The sequence below is a fragment of the Flavobacterium sp. UBA4197 genome, assembly GCF_002379575.1.
Taxonomy (GTDB): domain Bacteria; phylum Bacteroidota; class Bacteroidia; order Flavobacteriales; family Flavobacteriaceae; genus Flavobacterium; species Flavobacterium inviolabile.
In genome coordinates this window covers 125,091-145,786 of the sequence record NZ_DFUB01000007.1, presented here as the reverse complement: position 1 = coordinate 145,786, position 20,696 = coordinate 125,091, and the positions used below count along the sequence as shown (strand labels likewise).

Below are 20,696 nucleotides of genomic sequence, written 5' to 3'. Positions count from 1 at the left end.
ATAAGCAATTTTTACAGTTCATGTATGTAATAATATAAAACTCCGTCCTTATGATTAGGATGATACAAAACAAGTCAGCTTCAGGCGCAAAAAGCTATTTTGCGACAGAACTGAACCAAGCGGATTACTACATCAATGATCAAGAGCTAAAGGGGCGGTTTCAAGGCAGGCTTACCGAGCGCCTCGGCTTGGGGCAGGATGCTGACAAGGGTAATTTCTTTTCCCTGTGTGAGAACATAAATCCTCTGACTGGAGATAATCTTACTTATATGACGAAAGATAATCGTACAGTCGGTTATGATATAAATTTCCATTGTCCGAAGTCAGTGTCGATTGTCCATGCTCTAAGTGGAAATCGGGATATTCTTGAAATCTTCGAGCAAAGCGTTTCGCAAACGATGCGCGAGATAGAACAGGATGTCATGACCCGCGTACGTAAGGACGGGGCGTATTTTGACAGGAAAACAGGCGAGCTGGTCTGGGCGGAATTTACACACCAGACGGCACGACCTGTCGAAGATTATGCCCCTGATCCGCATTTGCACGCGCATTGTTTTGTTTTCAATGTCACTTGGGATAAAGAAGAAAACACATACAAGGCGGCACAATTCCGCGAAATTATGCGCGACATGCCATATCATCAAGCACGGTTCCACAAGGTGTTATCCGATAAGCTGATTTTGGCAGGCTATGATATTGAACGTACCAAAGGTTCATTCGAGATTAAGGGCGTTCCTAAGCATGTCATCGAACATTTTTCTAAGCGAACCAATGAAATCGGACAGATCGCCAAAGAAAAAGGAATTACCGATGCAAAAGATTTAGACGAGTTGGGCGCACGTACCCGTAGTAAAAAGCAAAAAGGCTTATCTATGATCGAATTACGGCAGGAATGGAAACGACAGATTCGAGAACTCGAAACTGCCAAAAGTCTTGATAGTGACTCTGACAATAATTCGATAATTCGCAAGCCTTTCGATAAAAACAGTCTGCCAGTCCATGATGCTAAAAATATAGTCGATTTTACGCTCAACCATGTGTTTGAGCGTGTTTCGGTTATTCCTGAAAGGCGGCTGCAAGCACAAGCGTATCGCTATGCAATAGGGCAATCAAGCGTATCGGCTGACGGGATAGATCAAGCCGTTTTACTAGATAACAGGGTTATTCGTGTTAAGGAAAAAGGCCGTGCCATGTGTACTACCAAGACAGTACTGACCGAAGAAAAAGAAATGGTTGATCTTGCCCGAAAAGGTATTGGTAAGGTTGAACCCCTTTATAAAAAAGCCCCTGCTCTGAACTTGCAAGGACAACAAAAAAATGCCGTTGAGCATGTGTTGACCACGAATAACCGCGTGTCGATTGTGCGTGGTGTAGCAGGTTCTGGTAAAACCACACTTATGAAAGAAGCTGCCGAAAAAATCGAGGCGAGTGGTAAGAAACTGACTGTTATAGCCCCGACAGCACAAGCCTCGCGTGGAGTTCTTAAAGATGAAGGCTTTGAGCAAGCCAATACGGTCGCAAAGTTCCTTGTCGATAAGGATATGCAAACGCAGATTAAAGACCAGGTACTTTGGGTAGATGAAGCGGGCTTGCTTGGGACTGGTGATATGAAACGGATATTACAGACAGTTGAAGAACAGAATGCCCGTCTGATATTAGGCGGAGATACAAGACAACACGCAAGTGTTGTACGCGGTGATGCCTTACGTATCCTAAATACTGTCGGTCGTATCAAAACGGCAGAGGTCAATAAAATTTTTCGACAGCGAACTGAGGTCTATTTGGATGCTGTGCAAGATTTATCAAAAGGCAATGTCAGTACCGCTTTTGAGAAACTGAAAGGTATGGGAGCTATCAAAGAGATTGAGCCAACGGACGGTAATCGTCAGTTGGTCGATGATTATGTCAGTACGCTGAAAAAAGGGAAAACAGGCTTGATCATCTCGCCAACACACAAACAGGGCGAGGAAGTGACAGCAGCAGTACGGCAGGAACTCAAAAAACAGGGTATGCTTGGTAAACGTGAAATTACCGCAAGGAAACTAGCAAATACCAATATGACCGAAGCGGAAAAACTGGATTATCGTTCATATAAGAAAGGACAGATTTTACAGTTCAGCCAAAATATGAAAGGCGTTAAGCGTGGTAGTGTATGGTCAGTTGATAGTGTTGAAGAAAACACACTGCACATAAATAACGAGAACGAGCAGATTTCCGTTCCGGTGTCCGCTTCAAAGAATTTTGAAGTATTTGAAGATAAGGAAATAGCCTTGTCGATTGGCGATAAGGTGCATATTACCAAAAACGGTTTCGACAAGCATCGTACCCGTTTGGATAATGGACAATTGTTACAGGTTAAATCCATATCAAAGAAAGACGGTATTGTTCTTGTCAATCCCGTGAGTCAAAACCGTTATCATCTTGATAAGGATTTTGGACATTTGGATCATGCCCATTGTATTACTTCCTATGCATCGCAGGGTAAAACGGTAGATGAGGTTTTCATACATCAACCTGCGGCGACATTCCCTGCTACCGATGCCAAACAGTTTTATGTGTCGGTATCTCGTGGTCGTGACAGCGTTCATATCTATACGGACGATAAAGAGCAATTACTCGATTATGCTTCGGAAATAGGCGATAGAAAGTCAGCTTTGGAATTGGTCGGAGAGCATCACGATTTTATCCGTGATCGTATGATTGATAAAGACAAGTCGAACAACGATAACTCAAAGAAAATAAGTAAAGAGTTTAACCGAAATAATTTTACACGGGATTATGAACCATGAGGAAATAAAAAAGAAGTTACATCAATATACGGGCAAGCAAAATAATGCGGACGATAGTAGTATCGCAAAATTTGAAACGGATTATAACGGAGTACGGAATGTTTGTTTTGTTTTATTGGACGGTAAACATATATTTTTAAGCTATAGTTATCTTGTGGCGGGCGAGTTCTTTCCCGAAGAAAACAAAATTGTCCTGCATTTTACTACTCATGTGATTAGCTTACAGGGGCAAAACCTTGAAAATTTGTATCAGGACTTAATGCTGCATTTGCCTAAAGTAATAATTGCGATAAATGATCGTTATAGAGATATATTAAAGAATGATAGTTCAATAATCTCAGAAATTAAAATCATGATTAATAATGCTTAATTGCAACTACAGTTTTTAAACGGCACGTTATAAGTGTTTTAAGGATAATTTGGCATTTTTATTGTTTTAATTTTATATATTTGATATACTAACGATGAATAAAATGGTAAATACAATTGATAAAGATCAAGAAAAGATTAGTGAAAAGGAGACAATTACTGTGGTGAAATATAATTTAACCGATCCTTTTCCTAAAAGTATGGCTCGTTTTTTCTATGAAATTACAGCCAAAGACCCAGATCAAGCAAGGTATTTAACTGAATGGAGTTACGATGAATTAAAAGAGTTTTTAGTACCTCAAAAAGATGAAAAAACACAAGAATTTTTAGGATTTAAAATCGAAGAGAAGAATAAAACTGAATATCTTGCTGCGAAAAGAAAGTTGAATCTTTTTTAAATAAATAGCGTTGAGTATAATAAATACCCTTGTATCTACGGTCTGTTTAATATTTTTTCTTCTCCCTGGAATAATATTTCTTAGGTCGTTATGGGGGAGTGATAAGGGAGCCTTATCAGCAAGTAATTTTTACCACTATTTAATGTGGAGTACATATACCTCTACATTAATATATTTCATTGCTTTTGGAATGTTTAATCTTTTTTGCATTATTCTAACAAAATGCAATATTGCGGTTCATGGTGTATATATTGATGAAATAATCCAATATGAAGCGGCCGAGAATCCTAATAGATTACTCATAGAAGATTTTTTCAAGATTATTTTTATTATCATTTTTTCAATTACATCATCATTTTTTCTTGGTCGCTTTTTACACTCAAAAATAATAGCAAAGCGTTTAGATTTAAAGTGGGACTTTTTAAGATTTAAGAATAAGTGGTTTTATATCTTAAATGGAAGAGATTATTTAGTGACAGATGTATTTCCTGATGGGTTTTATTCAGAAGTGTTTTTACTTTGTGAAATAGGAAACTCAATTATTCTCTATAAAGGAAGTTTAGAGAGTTATAAACTAAAAGATGAATCACTTGAGTATATATGTTTACAAGGAGTTTATAGAACAGGTATAACAGAATGGGAAAATGATCGAACTATAAAGGCAGATGTAAAAACTGTTGATTCAGATTTACTTAAACTTATTAATACAAACCCACCATTTTATCATCTAGATAATGGAACTACAATTTTCAATGCCGCAGAAATCAAAAATATTCACGTTAGATATATTGCTCTCCCTACGTTAAAAAAAGAAGATTAAATTAGTTCAAGCTTCTTTTTTATTATGATATAAATTACTTAGCTCAACTTAGGTGATTGCGAAAAATACAATATATGTTATCTTTTTATCAATAATTACCAAACAAGTTTATATGATTACATAGAAAAATACTATTTCAGGGCTTTGTTATTTTATAATATATCTTCTCAATGAAAAAAGCAAAGTAAGTTGATCGTTGCTAGATAAAAGGGGGCTGTTCTTTAGAAACAGCCCCCTTTCTTTTTGATTACGGTGTTAATTGCTTCATATAGTTTACAGCTTTCGATGCTTCACTGGCTGCGGAAACAATACAATGCTTATTGTCTTTTAGGACTTTCAACCAACTTGCAATATAATTGGCATGATCGCCCTTTTCCACATTGCCAATATCATACTCGGCACAAAGGAAAGCAGAACCAAGCTCGGCAATAAGTTCTTCGACCGCATACTGGTAATCGCCAAAGCGTTTGCTTTTTGCGCGGTCAAGACGTTTTGGTGCGCCTGACCAATGTACCAATTCGTGTAATAGGGTAGAATAGTAGCCCTCCGTTGCGGTACAACTTTGCGTATCTTGGAAAGCCTCAATCTTGGGCATATAGATTTTATCTTCGCTTGGACGATAAAATGCACCGTCTGTACCGTGTTCGATTACGGCTTGTGTGTTTTCTACAAAGCTATCGACAACCTCGATACGGCGAACCAAAGGTACGATGTTGGTTTCAGGCTTTGCTTCTTGCGGGGTGTAACTGTTTAACTGGCAGCGATTGAAAACATAGTATGATTTCAGATAAGGGATTTTCTGCAATTCGCCCTTTTCATCTTCTTTTTCGAGAAAGTCATAATAAACGATCATCGAACCTTTTTCGCCTTTACGGATGCTTTCTTTCTTTTCCGACCATTGCTTGAATGTCGCCCATTCAGCAGTATCGAAATTCTTTTCCAGAGTTGCACCCCATAGCAGAACGATGTTGATGCCCTGATAATGGTTGTTAGTCACCATATTGTAAGGTAGATCAAAGAACCCTTTGCTTGATAGACCTTGCCACGGCTGACGCCACGGAATAGTTCCTTTTTCAAGCTGAGAGATAATCGTGTCCGTGACCTCTTGGTGAATATCACGGTATTTCGTTTGCGGTTTTTCTTGTGATAAAGCTTGTGTTGTCATTTGTAACTCCTTTACTGTTAGGTTGTGATGACAGGGGATTTCAAACCGGTGCTTGAGCGACAAGCCGGCTGTTATTTTGGTTGGGCGGGTGAATGGCTGCGAAGCAGACAGAGGAAAATAATAGTTGGTGACGGAGCGGTATCGGTTATATCCTGCCGTCACATCATCAACCTTACTTGACTGTAAAGAGTGACCACAAATTACAAATCAAGCTTTGCCATGTGTGCCGCATTTACGTCTTTATATGGCTGATAGAGGCAATTCATCGGACAGAACACAATGTTCTCCTGCTTGAAAATATCAATCAATTTTGGAGTGGCTTTCTTGCCTGCAAGGTCATTATCAAGCCAAGAGTAACCGAATGTGTAGCCATAGCTTTTGACATACGGCATGACCTGTTTCATGCAACCAAGCGAGTTCAGGATTATGGTGTCGCTCTTTAGAAGCTTGCCGTTGCGTTGGGTAATGACGGAAAGATAGTCAAACATTCCCTCGAAAATATTGATCCCCTTTGGCGGTTTATTATCACTTCCTCGAATAAAGGAAATGCTTTTTTGTCCGATGCACCCCTTGAAAAAAGCATTTCGCAATTCGTAACCCTCATCTTCGTTAGGCAACCCCAAAGCGAAAATCGTTTTGCCTGAGTTCTCGTTGATAAAGCTGACCTGCTTTAAGAATTTCTCGGCAACCGTAAGCGGAATACCGCGCTGTTCAAGATAATGTTTCATGGCGATATTCTTGATCGAGGAAACGGATTTAAGTGTTAAGGCGGGTGGCTGTTCTTCCTGTTCATGTGCGGCTGGGGGGGCATAGTCGATTTTACCGTCTATGGCGCTATCGAGCCATTTGAGAGCAGCCGAAACGGAATTGTCTTGTCCAAGCTGTTGCAAAATAGCCTGGACAAGCGAGATTGTATCACCGCCCTTTCCCTCGCCGAAATCAAACCACAGGTTTTTATGGTTGTGGACATGAAAGCTTGCGGTCTTTTCATTACGGAATGGTGACAAATACCAACTTTCTTTTTCGGTCTGTTTTGTGGGATATAAATTGAGTTTTGCCAAAATTTGGGCAAGCGGAATACGCTTGGCTGTTTCGATTTGCATCGAAGCCTCCTAAAAATACGAATTGTGAAAATGAAGTAAGGAACGGCTGATTGCCGTTCAAAGATTACCGGACTGCTTGTGAAGCGATAAAGGCATCCAGTACGGATTTACGATAACGCACGGAACGGCCGATTTTGATCGGTTGCAGATTGTATCGTTTGGTGCAATCCCAAACGGCCAGTGTTCCTGCTGTGAATCCCGTATATCGGGCTGCCTGTTTTCTATTAAATAGTGTGTCGTGGTCGTTAATATTCATTAATGAATAGCCTTTATGTAGTTAATATATACAAGAATATAATTCGGTTTTATTTTACCGAATCAAATGCGGGTTAAGCTTGTAACATATCTGCTATGTTCAATTCAAAGATTTGAACTTCATTAATAACGAATAAGAACAATTAACATATTATGCTATTCATTTATTGGCCTATGGTATGTACAAATCAATCTGAATTTGAAAATGTTATGAAACTTTTCTATTCATCATTTAGTTCTACGGGATTCTTATATCCGAGAGTTAACCATGTGTATTGCATGAAAGCTAAAATGAAATTGATAGGTGTTCGTTTGATGGGCTTGAATGTTGTAGGTGTTAAGTTCAGATCATAAAGTTGGCTTATGATTTTATTTCCACGACCATAGCGTATAAAACGTTCCTTGAAATCACGAAGTCCATCACCAAAATTATGTTTTGCTACACTATCAAAAGCATAAGAAAGTTGTCCAATGTTAAGTAATTTAAAGCCTAAATCAATATCCTCACCACCTGCAATCCTTATTTTTTCGTTGAAGCCACCAACCTTATAAAATGCAGGTCGCCAAACAAGGCAGTTAGCAGTGACTAAATAATCAGGTCTTGATTGATTAGGTTGTTCATAAACTTTTGGAGGTATAAGAATTTCCTGTTGTTCGTAATATTTTGAAATAATATCGGAGCCATAAGCTTCTATATTACCCGCATAGCCAATAGAACCATTTTGTACTTTTAAATAGCCTGTAAGAAAGCTTTTTGTAGGAATACAATCGCTATCGGTAAATAAAATCCAGTCCGTTTGAGAATGATTTACCCCCATATTTCGAGCGCTTGCAGGGCCGATTTTAAGACAAGTCAAGAGCTGTACCGGAATAGGGAAATCATTTTTTTTTAGTTCGATCTTAGGTTCCGAATTATTATCTACGATGATTATTTCTTTAGGGAAATTTTCAAATGTGTGGGTTTCAAAAAACTCGGTCAAAAAGAGATCAATACCTTTTTGATTGTTTTTAACTGGGATAACAATAGTAATCTCGTTAGTTGTTAGGAGTAATTCTGATTTGAATATATGTTGCTTGGTTGGCTTAAACCCTAAGCGACTAATCATTGTCATATTTAATATTTTTAATAACGGTGCTTTTTTATAAGAATTGATAACTTATGGAATAGCATTTTAGGCAATCAAATATGTTTATGATTGCTGTGTTCGCATAAAACTATAAATAGTTTGAGGTATGCTAATTGGTCTTTGTTAATGTGACGTTGGTTGGTATTGTAAAGGTACTTGGCTGATCCATGCCCCGCATCCCTTGTGGTAAGGTAACTTTCCATTGTGCCGTGTTTGGATTGGTAGAATTTATTTTCATTTCCAATTGCCCTCGAACCCCAGTAGGGTATGCCGGATTTACCTGTCCTGTAACATCGTATATTGTCCCCGACATCCTGTAATTATCTATTACTCTAGCTGAAGTTAGAACGGTTGACCATGGAGTAGGTGAAGTTCCAATATTAATTTCAGATGTGTAGACGATTTGCTCGTTCGGCTGACCGTAATTTTGTACAAGCTTGTAGTGTCCTCGTAATTCGTCCGTGTAATATCTAGGAGCCTCCGCTGTATAATCAACTTTGGTTTCTTTCCAGAGCTGTATAACAAAGGTTTGATTGCCGTTTTGGTAAATCCATTTGCCGATGAATGGTGCGTAATGATTATTGATGTCCTTGTAATAGTAGGTATATAACTGTAACTTCCTAAAATTAGAGTTATATAATTGCTTTGCATCTTCTACTTTTTCTGCTTGGGCATAAGAGAAAGAAGCAACGAATAATAGTAAACCAAGACTGAATATCTTTTTCATGGTAAATAGGTTTAATTTGGACATGGTTTTCTGATGATACTATTTGTTTTTGAATCCAATTCTAATTTTTCAAAACTGGTAAACGTTTCATCAACTTCAAAGAGGTTTATTCCTAAGTTTCCAGCTTTTATAAATTTTAAAAACTTTTTCGTATCATCTATAGGATTTGATTGTGAGTGTATGCCGTCATCGGAGTTGTAAGTGTTATCAATTAAAACGCCTGTTTTTAACAGTCTTGTCATGTCAACTGGCGTACCCATTCCTGCCGATTCACAAGGATAACAAAACGGTTCCAGACACGTTGCGCAGTTTATAGTCATGGCATATCGTGTGCCATCAGCGGTAATCACATAGAATACGAAATTATCTAGGTCTATTTTATTTTTCTGAATAAGATTACTTATTACTGCCATATCTCCAGATGAAAATATCGAATATGTACCTGTCCCGTCAGAACCGTATGCGTCATGCGTATGTGCTAGCATTACGTATGGTTGACTTGGGTTTGTATTGATTTTAATCATACCGCCAGTTCCTTGTGGAATAGTCTGAAACGGATTAGCTGTTTGCGCTGTTGCTGATTTATCAATAAATATGCCGTTTTCGTGATTTTGTGATGTTGTTCCTGCAAGATTTACAAGTTCCTGTTTCAGGCTTGGAAATTTTGTAAATTGATCCGATATCGTGATACAATCTGCTGGAGTAAGATATACAGGTGCTGTAATAACAGGCGGATTTGTACTTCCATTATTGCCTGGGCTGCTACCGCTTCCGCCACCGGAATGACCACCACCAGTATTTCCACCTGTTGAGCCGCCATCACCACCCAAGCCGCCGCCAAAACCACCGTCCCCCGAACCACTATTGCCGCCACCGCCTATAGACATACTGCAATCCACAGTCGTAACTGAAAAAAGGTGACTTGAGTCATTGCAATACTGTGTAGCTACATGCGGTTCTGTTGACCCTCCTGCTGTCCATGCCTGATTGCACATCCAAACAGTTGCNNACCGTGCCTTTGAAATGAAAAGAATGATGTTCTTCGCTTGGTGTTAGCGGTGCTGTCGGTGTGTATTTAACAAGATACGCATTCGCCTGATTCAATGAATCAATACGAATGACAAGGTTCTCGAAAAAATCAGGGTTAGAGATTTCGCGTTTGATCTGGAATGTATAGCTTGTATAAGATCCGTCCTTAATCACTTTGGCAATATCGGGCATAATGGAAAATCCGTGTGTATCTTCCATAACGGTTTTGGCAGTGCTGCCTTTTTTCTGTTTTCCCTTATTCAATCTTGAAAGGGCTGTAATAAACTGTTCTTCTTTTAGCAGCATATCAAAAGTGCTGTTTCTTATGCTTATTTTTTCCTGATAGCTTTCTTTGCTTATTGCATCATGTTCCAGTTCGCATCCGAACAGAATAAATACAACCAAAATCATCACAGGAAAGCAGGCGTGTAATTTTCTATGGTTCATTTCCTTGAGTTATTAATAATCGCAAATATTGTATTTTTTTGAATAAAAATATTTGTGATTTTCCGTAAATTGGTGCAATACGTGTAAAAATACGTATTTATACGTATGCGTTTTACGGATGTTGATATTTAAAAAGTGTTTTTATAATTTGACCTTTCGGTTTTACTGGCACAATTGCCAATTTTAAAACATTTAAAAACCCCGATCGTTAAACATATCGGGGCTTTCGTTTGAATAGAGTTTTTGCGAATAGCAAATTTGGGATTAGTCTATCCCGAAACAGGTAATTTTGATTTTGTTACCCATACTCATACCCTCGGTCGAGTTCGGTACAAAAGCATATTCCCCTGTAGATGTATCGTTTGGTAATTTAACTTCATAGATACCGTCTTTTAGCTTTTTATAAACAGCTTTGATTTTAGGCTCTCCCGTATCTTTCGCTTTTCCGCCCATAGCATAACTACCGACAAGGAAGCTTCTTTTTTTCTTTTTCACTGTGGCTTTCAAAATTACATAGGCTTCGGCAGGATCAATCCCCTTATCAACCTTAATAACGAATGTCGGTAGCTTATCTTTGGCAAACCGAATATCTGATTTATCGGTAAATACGGTATATAAAATGTCAACACCGCCATAGCCTAATGCTTTGGATTTCGTATCAAATTGCGCTTCGATACGTTCCAGATCAGATAATTTTTTGTCTTGCCATAGATACGGACGACCGGAGTATTCAGGATTTTGGGCAAATGCAGTCATTCCGATAAAGAATAACATTGTCGTTAGAATATATTTTTTCATTGTCCTTGATTTAGAATATTATAAATAAAATGGTTACTCAATGCGGATAGAGTATAAGCCCCCCTCTAAACAACCGATATAAAGCTTGTCTGCTTTCTTGTTGCCAACATTCATGGTTATAGTCATTAACCCGTTACCGCTTTCTGCAATGTTGTTTTCAGCTATTACTTCATTGCCATTACACAAGCTAATTCTTCCAAGTCCGTAACTTGCGATAGTTATCGTGACTTTTTGGATAGCAGGTAAATTACTGACATCGGCAATCAATGTATTATAACTTCCTGTACCGATAGCGATTGCACTTTGCTCACTTGCATCGAAAGTTACATTTTCTAAAACGGCATTATTTGAATCGGCACAGTCTGACCAACCTGTCGTATGATGATAGGTGTTTCCTGCTTTGACGATTATACCATTGAGGTTAACTGACGTGGCATTATTCGGCACAGTCATACCTCTAAAATCGAAATCTATCGGAAGCACGATACCATTGCCGTTATTTGTTGCTTCGTTGTCGTCACTTGAACAGGAAGAAAATATGAAAGAACAGACTGAAAGAAATAGAAATACTTTTTTCATATATTTAGATTTATTGGTTATTGGTTTTTCCTAAAACAATATCTTTTACTTTGTCAAAGAGAACTTCTGCTTCGTTCAATCCTAGACCTTTGGCAATCGCTATGTTTTTTGTTCCGTAGCGCATACATATTTTGTAATTTGAATCCGCTACGATTTTCCTGATTTCTCGACCGCTTTGCTTTGCGAGATTGGTTGTTTGCGACATTGCCCCGACAAGACTTGGTGAATACCCGATAACTGTCGTGCTAACCACCATTTCGCTTTCATTGCCGTATGTGTCCTGAATAAAATAACTGTGGATATGGTCATTGTCATACGTTTTACTTCCTATGATTATGCCTTTTGTCGTTACTCGGAATGTGTTCGTATTTCTTGTGCGTAGAAAATTGATAACAAATGTGATTATTAATCCGAGGATAATCATAACAACAAACCAAAGGATAAATCCCGAAACGACACTGCTTGGCTCTAGCATAAAAACTATTATAATAGCGGGGATAGCGGTGATAAGTGCCAATGAAAAAGTAAGTTTGTAGCTAAATGGGGTTTTCTTATACTGAAATACGGTATCGTTTCCCTCTTTGTGCGTTGTAAAATTGTATTTTGCCTGTACTGCGCTATTCATATAAAAGATGTTTTTAGATTGATATTTTTCTTTTATCCTGTTTCTAAATACACTAAGCAAACAGGAAAGCTTAGGTTCTTAAATTGTAGATTATGTTTTCATGAATTTTATGTATTTTTGTTTCTACAAAGATTTATAGAAACCTGAAACTTGATTGTGACAGTTTCGGGGTAAATCATACCGATATTGTCTAAAATTATACCCTATTTATGGCTACACAAACACGAAACAAAATCCGAGCTATCCGAGAGATAAAGGGTTACAGTCAGGATTTTATGGCAGAGAAAATGAACATTTCTCAAAAGACTTATAGCCGTATTGAAAGCGGGAATGTTAAGCTCGATATTGACCGCTTGAAGCAGATTTCTGAACTACTGGAAGTTGAACCGAGCGCATTGCTTGATAACGAAACCAACGTGTTTAATTATTACGATAAGGTGAATAACTCAGGCACGTTTTATAATATTTCGTCAGAGGAATATATTTCACATCTGAATAAGGAAATTGAATATTTAAAAGAGCAGAATGAAAGATTAATGCGTATGTTAGAAAATAAAGGCTGATATATAGTAATATATAGTGTTAGTAAATATTATTTCAACATTATACCAATTCCTCTTTCAATAGAAGCTCGAACAGGATCAAGATATAATCTTGCATAAATTTGCGTAGATTGTAATGATTTGTGTCCTAAGCTCTTTCCAATAATTAGCAAACTTGATCCTGTAATAGCCTGATAGCTGCCGAATGTTCTACGTAAATCGTGAATACGAAGATCCATTAATCCTACAGGAAGCGTTATTTTGGCTCTTTCTGCATCTGCCAAAATTCGTTTATATGCACTATCTACACTTTCATAGGTGTCCAATAATAAATCTTCAGCACGAACGAGTTGTGTGTACTGCTGATCGCTATTCAAAAGATAAATTGTGGCTTTTTGTTTAGTACGCTTCCAAGCACGTTTGAAATTTATAAAATGCTTACTGTCATCATCCTGACTTGGAAAAACCCAATCGCTTTTCGCATGTTTTTTTCTTTCCTTCAATATATCCATTGCTTGTTCAGCCAAAGGCACATTGAGTGGGTCGTCATTTTTAGTTAGAGAAATACGCCAAATATTCAAATCCCAAATTATATCTGCCCAACGCATTTTTTGAGTGTCAGTTCGGCGTACTCCAACAAGTAGTAATATCCACAAGTAATGCTTCGCAGTCATATTGCTTTCTTCCTCCAAAGCTTTTATCAAGCAAGGCATTTCATTTGGTAGTACAAAGCGCTCTCGCGGTTTTTCTCTGTATTTTTTTATTCCGGCAGCAGGATTTGAACCATTCCAACCCCATTCGATAGTTTTGTTATACATGCCCCTGATACGTTCAAGTATTCTATTTGCTTGATACATACCACTATCATCGTGAACTTTCTCTATCAATAATTTTACTTCAGTTTTTTTGATATCGCTTATTTTTCTCTTGAACCAATGTCCAAGAAACTTCGGTATTTCGCGTTCATCGTACATCCAAGAACGTTTATGCTTTTTACTGTAACGCTCCATATATTCTTGGAACATTTCTTCAAATGTGTATTCTTTTTTGATTTCTCGCACGCAGTCTTGTGGATTAATACCATTAGCAATATCAGCTAATTTACTGATTGCCATTTTTCGCGCATTCTCAATTGTTAAATCGGGAAACGTACCCAGAAAAATACGTTCGGGATATCCTTTAATCTTTTTATAAACGTAGAACGACTTTGTGCCACTGGTGCGCACATTAAGTATCAGTCCTTTGATTTTTTCATCGCTATAATCTGCCCGTTTATTTTGCGGAGTTGGCAGATTTTGAATTGCTTGTTTAGTGAAATTAATACGCTTACTCTCCATAAAACTGCACCTATCCTCTAAATATGGTTCTACCGTGGTTCTACCTCACACGGTAATTTTAGTTCAATTTGAACAATAGAGAATAAAGACTAAATTTCAAGTAAGATATTGTATTATATGGCATAAATAACAGCCTTTAACTACCATTAAAGTAGACATAATATAGCTTAAATCTGACTCATAACCTGAAGGCCGCAGGTTCAAATCCTGCCCCCGCAACCAATAAAATCAATCACTTATCCAATATTTAAAATGCACCATAGAATCCGGTTCTACTGTGGTTCTACCTAAACGGTTAATGTTTTTATTTGAGGGTTTTGTTTTCTATCATTAATAGAATCCGATTTTTGACATTAAATGAATATGCTTCGCTACTTGATTCCCATTGTTCTTAACTCTGGGAAAAATCAAAAATCCTGCTTCTTAATCGTTCCAATCAAGTATTAAGGATTTGCCATTTATCAACTGGTGATACTTCTGGAACGGTTTTCAATCCAAAGCAGGTATTTGCAGTTGTATTAAAAGCCAATGCAAGTGGAATTATTCTCGCTCATAATCACCCGTCTGGCAGTCTTTGACGAAGTGATGTTGACGATCAAATCACACAGAAACTATACAAAGCAGATAAGCTTCTTGATATTGAGGTTTTAGACCACTTGATAATTACAAAAGAGGACTACTATTCCTTTGCGGATTCAGGGCGTTTAGGTGTGGCGTTTAAAACAAAAGCAGCTATAAAGCCGCTTTTGTTTTAAGAAATACTTGTTCGATTAACAAGGAAATATATCAAACTGTCTGCATTGATAGCCAATTGCCTATCAATCATTTCGGCCTCATTAGTTATAGGATTATCCAATACTATTCTTTCATCCCAATTTAAACCTGAAATATGTGCATTTACAGAACGATTTACTTCAATTGAATTAGAAAAGAAAACGCCGTAGACATTATAAAAGTTTTCTTTTCCTCTTTGTATCATTTTTTCTATGTCATTTGGATGCAGATGTGATGAAATAAAGGCTATATCGGTAGGATTAAAATGTTTGTCAAAAAAAATATCTATTGTTTCATAAGTAGATATTTTTTCCTGAAAGCTCCTATTCCCGAATGAAGCTTTCAAATATTTACGCTTTATTTCTGGGTGCATGATATTAAAAGCAAGGTTAACATCCAGTTTTTTGTATTTAAGCCCACATAATCTTTCTACAATGAGCTTTTGTAGCGTGGTCTTTCCGGTTCGATCATCCCCTATAAGAATGAAAAGCATTTTTGTTTTTGCTGACATATAAATATCTATCGTAAGGTTGAGTTCAAAATATCATCTGGTGTTGGCAAATCTAGATCGGTTATTGCTTGGGCTAATGTTAATGTTGTATCACCTTTTCTAAATACTATATCCCATTCATATTTTAATGAGCTACCATCAATAGAAGTAACAGCAATTTGTCGTACATCATAATCAGGTGCAGCTTCCTTATAATAATCAACTATTTTTTCTCTATCAAATTCTATATATTTCATAATGTTGGTGTTTTTTACGAAATGTAATTAAAATTATTTAAAAAAATAAATTTTTTCGTATATATAATATTTTATTTAACTCCCAATTACCGCCACCAAAGCATCGTCTGCATCCTTATAAATGAAAGCTGACTGATAGCCGATTGTAGTTCTGACATCACTATGACGATAAAGCTTTTGCAACATTTGGATTGGTACTTTGTCACCCGCCAATGTTGCAAAAGTATGTCTGGCAATATGGGTTGTCAATTTACCCTCAATCTTCGCCATTGGGGTAATGTATTCAGTAAGTAGTTTGTTACACCTGTTGACTGCTAAAAAAATTTCTTCCTTGATTTTGAATGTGTCCTTTAGGTCTATTCCTTTGAGGTCGGTAAATATAAAATCATCTTTGGACGTTTTGAGGTGTTCGTATTTCTGCAAAATACGCCAAGCCTTTTCAGTCAGGATCAAAGAGCCAGACTTGTTGTTTTTACCCATTGTGTAATAAAGGCGATCATTTTGAAAGTCCGACCATTTTAAGCGTAATACGTCCGAAATCCTCATACCTGCAAAATAGAATGAAGTTAGCCATTTGTTACGGGCATCATCCCACTTGGGATTGGTAAGCTCTATCAGTTCAAGCTTGGCAACATCTTCGGCATTTAACCCGCGTTTAGTGCTTTCAGGTAGCTTTATAGCAATTTTTTCGGTACTATTCCCGAACGGATAATATTTTTTATCTAACACACCTTTATTTATAGCTTGATTAAAAACAGCGCGGATTACCATGAGGTAATTTGCAATCGTTCTGTCGCTTAGTTTTCTTTCGGATTTTAAGTGTATTTTTAATAGCTCTATCAATCCGACATTTATATCAGAAAAAGCAATATCACTACCGTTCAGAAATTCTCTAAAATATTTTACACGCGCTTTATCAGCGTTGTAACAATTAAAATTACCTGTATCCTGCAAGCGTTTGAGATAGATTGTTGCTTGTGTAAAAAAGGTAGCGCCACCTTTAGGTTTAATCTTCTGCTTAATTGCCTTGACTGATACCTCATCTTTCAGTGTTTCAGCTTCAAGGGATTTATCACTGGCTGCCGCTTTCTTGGAGAGAATAAAATTATTCAAGCGTTTTGAATTGGGATGTGATGATTTAACGCGCTGTTCAGATTCAATCCATTCTTCTGGTTTGATATTGTAACCGAGATGGATAAATGAAGTTTTCCTATCTTTGGTAATACGGATTGCTAGGGGATAAGTACCGTCCTTGTTCACCTTCTTCCGCAAAACAACTTTGATTGTCGCCATAGTGCATTGAATTTATATTCAATACAAAGCTATAAAAAAAGGTACAACATAGGTACAACAAATGGCGTTTTTTTATGGTTTTAAATGAAATGCTATTTTTATAAAACCCAGTATAACAAGGATTTTTAAATCATATAGAGCCATATTGATATATAAAATGAGGGTTCGAACCCCTCATCGCCCACCAAAAAACTCCTTAAGAAATTAAGGAGTTTTTTATTTTAATATACCTTCCTAATACAAACCGTCTGGTTTGTTTACTGTTTAAAAAACAAATCTCACCTTATCAGAAAAACGTCAATCATAGTTTTTTAAAATTATAGCCTGATTAAGTTTACCCCGCGGGAACTTGAAAAATGGAATTAAAGACAAACAGATTAAGTAATCTGCATAATCATTACCCCCGGTTTATCATAATTTAGAGGTCTGGGCTTAATTCAAAGATAGTTTAATGTGTAGGAAAATTATGTTTCATTTAACTTAAACCATAGATATTATTAACAGTTGCTAAAGCAAATTATTATATGTTTGGCCTTAACAATCAAATTCTATTTTATGAAAAAAAACTATTTACTAATTATCATTTTCTTTGCCTTTTATTCTGTAAATGCTCAAAATGAAAACGCTGAAAATGTGAAAAAAAATGAATTAAAATTAAATGTAGTTATCCCGCTAGTTGGCAGTGCATTTGAAGGGACTTACGAAAGGAACTTAAACAGTAAGTCTTCCATAGGTGTTACGGGTTTGTATGTATTTAATGATAATAAAAATGAGGATATGAATTATTTTGTATCACCCTATTACAGAAGATACTTTGGGAAGAAATTTGCTTCTGGTTTTTTTGCCGAAGGATTTGGAATGTTAAGTTCAATAGATGGAAAAAAAATATACACATCAGAAGATCATTCAGTATATACAGAAAATCCCGATGTTATTGATTTTTCACTTGGAGTTGGTTTAGGAAGTAAATGGGTTACTAAAAGTGGAATTATATTTGAAGTTAATGCTGGCTATGGAAAACTATTATTTAACGCTGATAAAACTGACCATACCATAGTTGCGAGATTTGGTTTTCATGTAGGCTATCGATTTTAAAACAATAATTGAATAACACTTTTTAGAACGTCGGGCATAATTAAAGTTACTAACGAAAATACCAATCAGTTAATACTACTGGTAACAACGATTTCACGCTATTGTTGTTTTCGTTGTGGAAGTTTTAAGATCAAAATATTCTTCATTTTATATTTTTGAAAAAAGTCAAAATTGGGATTAAGTGTTCGATTACAGCCCCTGATAGTCCACACTAACACAAAAAACCGCTATTGGTAACAATAGCGGTTTATTTATTACAACTCATTGCTATAATGGGTCATTTTTTCTTCTTCATGTTTAGTAAAATAAAAATGGGATCCTTAATGGTAATTTTTAAATTAGTACATTTACTTTTGTTATAAGTCACGTTGTTTTTAACATACAAATGGCCTTTACATCTATTTAAAGTCTACAATTTTTTATACCCTAAAATGTCCATATTAAAAAATATAAGGGAGCAACAAAATCTTACTCAGGAAGAATTAGCGGATCGATCCGGTATTTCGACAAGAACAATACAAAGAATTGAAGCGGGAACAAAACCGAAAGGATATACCCTAAAAATATTAGCAAAGACATTAGGTGTTAAAGAGGAAGAGTTACTGCACAAAAAAATACAGGAAGCAATTGCAGGAAATCCGGAAGAGAAGGCAATCCGTATGGAAGAACCGGTTTTAGTAAATTATTCATTAATAAAATTAATCAACCTTTCGTCGATACTCTTTGTCATTCTTCCTCCCCTTAATATTCTTCTTCCGGTTGTATTGATGTTTGCAACGAAGCAGAAAAATCAGGTAATCAGGCAAATTATTTCGATTCAGATTATCTGGACAATTGCAGCGCCCATTATATTTATGATGGTAATTTTTACAAAGCCTGGAAATAAGGTTACATTGTTTACGATGATAGTACTGGCTTTAGTGAATATTTACATAATCCTTAGAAATGCAATGGAGATCGATAGAAATAAAAAGCTGTATTATAGGTTGAATTTCAGTATGATATAAGTTTGTCAGGTATTTGTCGGGTTATTGTCGGGAAGATTTTTATGATTTACGGAAACGTATTTTTAATCTTTGCCGAAAACACGAACAATGGCAAAACAACTTTTTTTAGGCTTCATTTTGCTCATCACTTTTGCGCCGGACAGTAAAGCTCAGGTTGAGCGAAATTCCCGTTTATACACTACAATACTTTTAAAAGACAGCCTGCTTTTTAATGCAGGGTTTAACACCTGCGACATATCCCAATTTGAAAACCTGCTGGCTGACCAGTTTGAATTTTTTCACGATAAGGATAGTATTTCAAACAAACAAAAGTTTCTTAATGATTTAAGAAATGGATTATGCAAATCACCAACAAGCTATCGATCAAGAAGAGAATTGGTATCAGGAAGCACCCGGGTTTTCCCGCTGTATAAAAAAAACGTTTTGTATGGAGCGGTTCAAACAGGCGATCACCGGTTTTACGAAACCATTTCAGGTAACAAAGAAACGTATGCAGGTTCGGCAAAATTTACGCATGTCTGGCTGTTGCAAAAAGGTGTCTGGAAACTTGCTAAAGGTTTGAGTTTTGACCACCAGGACACCGATAGTACCCGTTACCAAGCTGCCGGTTTTGATAATGATGCGGCAATAGAAAAATGGATGAAGGAAATCCATCTGCCAACTTTAGGAATCGGGGTTATTAAAGATGGAAAATTACAGCAGGTAAAGGTTTTCGGATCGTTGCAAAATGGAATTTCGGCACCCTATAATACTATTTTTAATGTAGCGTCATTGACCAAGCCGGTGACTGCAATGGTAGCATTACAATTCGTTAGTTCAGGCAAATGGAATCTGGATGCGCCTGTTTATAAATATTGGACTGATCCCGATGTTGCACAAGATGAAAAACACAAAATACTGACGACAAGACATATTCTTACACATCAAACAGGATTTCCCAATTGGCGATGGAATAATGAGGATGGAAAGCTGCATTTTGAATTTACTCCGGGAACAAAATATCAGTATTCGGGAGAGGGTTATGAATACCTGCGGAAAGCACTGGAAAATAAATTTCATAAATCACTGGGCCAATTAGCGGCAGAAATGATCTTCAAGCCATTGAAGATGACCGATACAAAATATATTTGGACGGAAAGAACAGATAGTACAAGATTTGCAAGGGGATATAACAACCAGGGCAGGCCTTATAAAACGGTTAAGCATAAAATGGCAAATGCGGCAGATGATTTGCTGACAACGATAGCGGATTATGGCAATTTTCTGGTAAGCGTGCTGAATGGTGATGGATTGTCAGAAAAGGTATTTACAGCTATGATGAGCAAACAGGTTGCCATCAAAAAGGATAAATATTTTGGATTGGGTTTTGAAATCTATGATTTAGGGAACGGAGCGATTGCATTATCGCACGGCGGTGCCGATCAAGGCTGTCAGACAATCGTGTTTTTATTGCCTGAAACCAAACAAGGGCTTATCATATTTACTAATGCAGATGAGGGGTATAAAGCTTATGAAAAAATCCTGACGCACTATCTGGGCGAATACGGAAGAAAAATAATAGCTATAGAAATGCATGCAGAATAATATGGTACGGCAGCCTTCATGTTTTTAGTCTGTGCTTTATAGGTAATGCCAGAAGCGGGATCCCCGGTTTTTTATTCATACAATAA

The 20,696-nt window shown here is 36.8% G+C and carries 21 protein-coding genes and 1 pseudogene; 9 read left to right on the top strand and 13 right to left on the bottom strand.

The window, feature by feature from the left end; translation table 11 throughout:
• The first annotated feature begins 50 nt into the window (after positions 1-50).
• The 4 genes from mobF to B3394_RS04230 all read left to right on the top strand — a co-directional run bounded on the left by mobF (position 51) and on the right by B3394_RS04230 (position 4,376).
• On the top strand, positions 51-2,789 hold the full coding sequence (mobF, locus tag B3394_RS04245; protein ID WP_286913360.1) for a MobF family relaxase: 2,739 nt from the start codon (positions 51-53) through the stop codon (positions 2,787-2,789).
• Positions 2,779-3,159: a hypothetical protein gene (locus tag B3394_RS04240; RefSeq protein ID WP_286913357.1), complete on the top strand. Its 381-nt coding sequence runs from the start codon at positions 2,779-2,781 to the stop codon at positions 3,157-3,159. Before mobF ends, B3394_RS04240 begins: the two co-directional genes overlap by 11 nt.
• 103 nt (positions 3,160-3,262) lie before the next feature.
• Positions 3,263-3,556: a hypothetical protein gene (locus tag B3394_RS04235; protein WP_286913351.1), complete on the top strand. Its 294-nt coding sequence runs from the start codon at positions 3,263-3,265 to the stop codon at positions 3,554-3,556.
• 10 nt (positions 3,557-3,566) lie between these two features.
• The gene (locus tag B3394_RS04230) at positions 3,567-4,376 is read left to right on the top strand and encodes a hypothetical protein (RefSeq protein WP_286913347.1); all 810 of its coding nucleotides are present in this window, start codon (positions 3,567-3,569) and stop codon (positions 4,374-4,376) included.
• Between the two features lie 247 nt (positions 4,377-4,623).
• Here B3394_RS04230 and B3394_RS04225 read toward each other — a convergent pair whose 3' ends face one another.
• The 9 genes from B3394_RS04225 to B3394_RS04185 all read right to left on the bottom strand — a co-directional run bounded on the left by B3394_RS04225 (position 4,624) and on the right by B3394_RS04185 (position 12,231).
• Complete coding sequence (locus B3394_RS04225) at positions 4,624-5,541, bottom strand: ArdC family protein (protein WP_286913345.1); 918 nt, start codon at positions 5,539-5,541, stop codon at positions 4,624-4,626.
• Positions 5,542-5,741: 200 nt separating this feature from the next.
• A complete protein-coding gene (locus B3394_RS04220; RefSeq protein WP_286913342.1) occupies positions 5,742-6,644 on the bottom strand; it encodes a toprim domain-containing protein in 903 nt (300 codons plus the stop codon).
• A 64-nt stretch (positions 6,645-6,708) separates the two neighbouring features.
• Positions 6,709-6,900 carry a helix-turn-helix transcriptional regulator gene (locus B3394_RS04215; protein ID WP_286913336.1) on the bottom strand — a complete coding sequence of 64 codons (192 nt, stop codon included), beginning with the start codon at positions 6,898-6,900 and terminating at the stop codon, positions 6,709-6,711.
• A 220-nt stretch (positions 6,901-7,120) separates the two neighbouring features.
• Positions 7,121-8,011 (bottom strand): glycosyltransferase, encoded by an 891-nt coding sequence (locus B3394_RS04210; protein WP_286913334.1) that lies wholly within the window; start codon positions 8,009-8,011, stop codon positions 7,121-7,123.
• Positions 8,012-8,135: 124 nt separating this feature from the next.
• Entirely contained in the window at positions 8,136-8,753 is a 618-nt protein-coding gene (locus tag B3394_RS04205; protein WP_286913333.1) for a DUF6705 family protein, read from the bottom strand.
• Between the two features lie 11 nt (positions 8,754-8,764).
• Positions 8,765-9,640, bottom strand: a complete 876-nt coding sequence (locus B3394_RS04200; protein ID WP_286913332.1) for a hypothetical protein — start codon at positions 9,638-9,640, stop codon at positions 8,765-8,767.
• Positions 9,641-10,493: 853 nt separating this feature from the next.
• Complete coding sequence (locus B3394_RS04195; protein ID WP_286913330.1) at positions 10,494-11,027, bottom strand: hypothetical protein; 534 nt, start codon at positions 11,025-11,027, stop codon at positions 10,494-10,496.
• A 33-nt stretch (positions 11,028-11,060) separates the two neighbouring features.
• Complete coding sequence (locus B3394_RS04190) at positions 11,061-11,606, bottom strand: hypothetical protein (RefSeq protein ID WP_286913328.1); 546 nt, start codon at positions 11,604-11,606, stop codon at positions 11,061-11,063.
• Between the two features lie 10 nt (positions 11,607-11,616).
• A complete protein-coding gene (locus B3394_RS04185) occupies positions 11,617-12,231 on the bottom strand; it encodes a hypothetical protein (RefSeq protein ID WP_286913326.1) in 615 nt (204 codons plus the stop codon).
• A 209-nt stretch (positions 12,232-12,440) separates the two neighbouring features.
• Between B3394_RS04185 and B3394_RS04180 the strand changes: the two genes are divergently transcribed.
• Positions 12,441-12,794: a helix-turn-helix domain-containing protein gene (locus tag B3394_RS04180; RefSeq protein WP_286913324.1), complete on the top strand. Its 354-nt coding sequence runs from the start codon at positions 12,441-12,443 to the stop codon at positions 12,792-12,794.
• 29 nt (positions 12,795-12,823) lie between these two features.
• Here B3394_RS04180 and B3394_RS04175 read toward each other — a convergent pair whose 3' ends face one another.
• Positions 12,824-14,110 (bottom strand): tyrosine-type recombinase/integrase, encoded by a 1,287-nt coding sequence (locus B3394_RS04175; protein WP_286913316.1) that lies wholly within the window; start codon positions 14,108-14,110, stop codon positions 12,824-12,826.
• A 413-nt stretch (positions 14,111-14,523) separates the two neighbouring features.
• On the opposite strand from B3394_RS04175, the pseudogene B3394_RS18140 reads away from it, so the two are divergent.
• Positions 14,524-14,865 (top strand): annotated as a pseudogene (locus tag B3394_RS18140) (JAB domain-containing protein).
• Here B3394_RS18140 and B3394_RS04170 read toward each other — a convergent pair.
• From B3394_RS04170 to B3394_RS04160, 3 genes are all read right to left on the bottom strand, one after another.
• Positions 14,862-15,395, bottom strand: a complete 534-nt coding sequence (locus B3394_RS04170; RefSeq protein ID WP_286913303.1) for a hypothetical protein — start codon at positions 15,393-15,395, stop codon at positions 14,862-14,864. The pseudogene B3394_RS18140 and the gene B3394_RS04170 overlap by 4 nt on opposite strands.
• An 8-nt stretch (positions 15,396-15,403) precedes the next feature.
• The gene (locus tag B3394_RS04165; RefSeq protein ID WP_286913300.1) at positions 15,404-15,631 is read right to left on the bottom strand and encodes a hypothetical protein; all 228 of its coding nucleotides are present in this window, start codon (positions 15,629-15,631) and stop codon (positions 15,404-15,406) included.
• A 75-nt stretch (positions 15,632-15,706) separates the two neighbouring features.
• Positions 15,707-16,924 (bottom strand): site-specific integrase, encoded by a 1,218-nt coding sequence (locus tag B3394_RS04160; RefSeq protein WP_286913295.1) that lies wholly within the window; start codon positions 16,922-16,924, stop codon positions 15,707-15,709.
• A 555-nt stretch (positions 16,925-17,479) separates the two neighbouring features.
• On the opposite strand from B3394_RS04160, the gene B3394_RS04155 reads away from it, so the two are divergent.
• The 3 genes from B3394_RS04155 (at position 17,480) to B3394_RS04145 (ending at position 20,610) form a co-directional block, all read left to right on the top strand.
• Positions 17,480-18,019 (top strand): DUF3575 domain-containing protein, encoded by a 540-nt coding sequence (locus B3394_RS04155; protein WP_177732255.1) that lies wholly within the window; start codon positions 17,480-17,482, stop codon positions 18,017-18,019.
• 431 nt (positions 18,020-18,450) lie between these two features.
• The gene (locus B3394_RS04150; RefSeq protein WP_286913287.1) at positions 18,451-19,026 is read left to right on the top strand and encodes a helix-turn-helix domain-containing protein; all 576 of its coding nucleotides are present in this window, start codon (positions 18,451-18,453) and stop codon (positions 19,024-19,026) included.
• A gap of 87 nt (positions 19,027-19,113) precedes the next feature.
• Complete coding sequence (locus B3394_RS04145) at positions 19,114-20,610, top strand: class A beta-lactamase-related serine hydrolase (protein ID WP_286913285.1); 1,497 nt, start codon at positions 19,114-19,116, stop codon at positions 20,608-20,610.
• The last annotated feature ends 86 nt before the right edge of the window (positions 20,611-20,696 follow it).

Coding starts and splice junctions, on each gene's coding strand:
- mobF (WP_286913360.1), top strand. CDS start 51: ATGATTAGGATGATACAAAACAAGTCAGCTTCAGGCGCAAAAAGCTAT.
- B3394_RS04240 (WP_286913357.1), top strand. CDS start 2,779: ATGAACCATGAGGAAATAAAAAAGAAGTTACATCAATATACGGGCAAG.
- B3394_RS04235 (WP_286913351.1), top strand. CDS start 3,263: ATGGTAAATACAATTGATAAAGATCAAGAAAAGATTAGTGAAAAGGAG.
- B3394_RS04225 (WP_286913345.1), bottom strand. CDS start 5,541: ATGACAACACAAGCTTTATCACAAGAAAAACCGCAAACGAAATACCGT.
- B3394_RS04220 (WP_286913342.1), bottom strand. CDS start 6,644: ATGCAAATCGAAACAGCCAAGCGTATTCCGCTTGCCCAAATTTTGGCA.
- B3394_RS04215 (WP_286913336.1), bottom strand. CDS start 6,900: ATGAATATTAACGACCACGACACACTATTTAATAGAAAACAGGCAGCC.
- B3394_RS04210 (WP_286913334.1), bottom strand. CDS start 8,011: ATGACAATGATTAGTCGCTTAGGGTTTAAGCCAACCAAGCAACATATA.
- B3394_RS04205 (WP_286913333.1), bottom strand. CDS start 8,753: ATGAAAAAGATATTCAGTCTTGGTTTACTATTATTCGTTGCTTCTTTC.
- B3394_RS04200 (WP_286913332.1), bottom strand. CDS start 9,640: ATGTCTATAGGCGGTGGCGGCAATAGTGGTTCGGGGGACGGTGGTTTT.
- B3394_RS04195 (WP_286913330.1), bottom strand. CDS start 11,027: ATGAAAAAATATATTCTAACGACAATGTTATTCTTTATCGGAATGACT.
- B3394_RS04190 (WP_286913328.1), bottom strand. CDS start 11,606: ATGAAAAAAGTATTTCTATTTCTTTCAGTCTGTTCTTTCATATTTTCT.
- B3394_RS04185 (WP_286913326.1), bottom strand. CDS start 12,231: ATGAATAGCGCAGTACAGGCAAAATACAATTTTACAACGCACAAAGAG.
- B3394_RS04180 (WP_286913324.1), top strand. CDS start 12,441: ATGGCTACACAAACACGAAACAAAATCCGAGCTATCCGAGAGATAAAG.
- B3394_RS04175 (WP_286913316.1), bottom strand. CDS start 14,110: ATGGAGAGTAAGCGTATTAATTTCACTAAACAAGCAATTCAAAATCTG.
- B3394_RS04170 (WP_286913303.1), bottom strand. CDS start 15,395: ATGTCAGCAAAAACAAAAATGCTTTTCATTCTTATAGGGGATGATCGA.
- B3394_RS04165 (WP_286913300.1), bottom strand. CDS start 15,631: ATGAAATATATAGAATTTGATAGAGAAAAAATAGTTGATTATTATAAG.
- B3394_RS04160 (WP_286913295.1), bottom strand. CDS start 16,924: ATGGCGACAATCAAAGTTGTTTTGCGGAAGAAGGTGAACAAGGACGGT.
- B3394_RS04155 (WP_177732255.1), top strand. CDS start 17,480: ATGAAAAAAAACTATTTACTAATTATCATTTTCTTTGCCTTTTATTCT.
- B3394_RS04150 (WP_286913287.1), top strand. CDS start 18,451: ATGTCCATATTAAAAAATATAAGGGAGCAACAAAATCTTACTCAGGAA.
- B3394_RS04145 (WP_286913285.1), top strand. CDS start 19,114: ATGGCAAAACAACTTTTTTTAGGCTTCATTTTGCTCATCACTTTTGCG.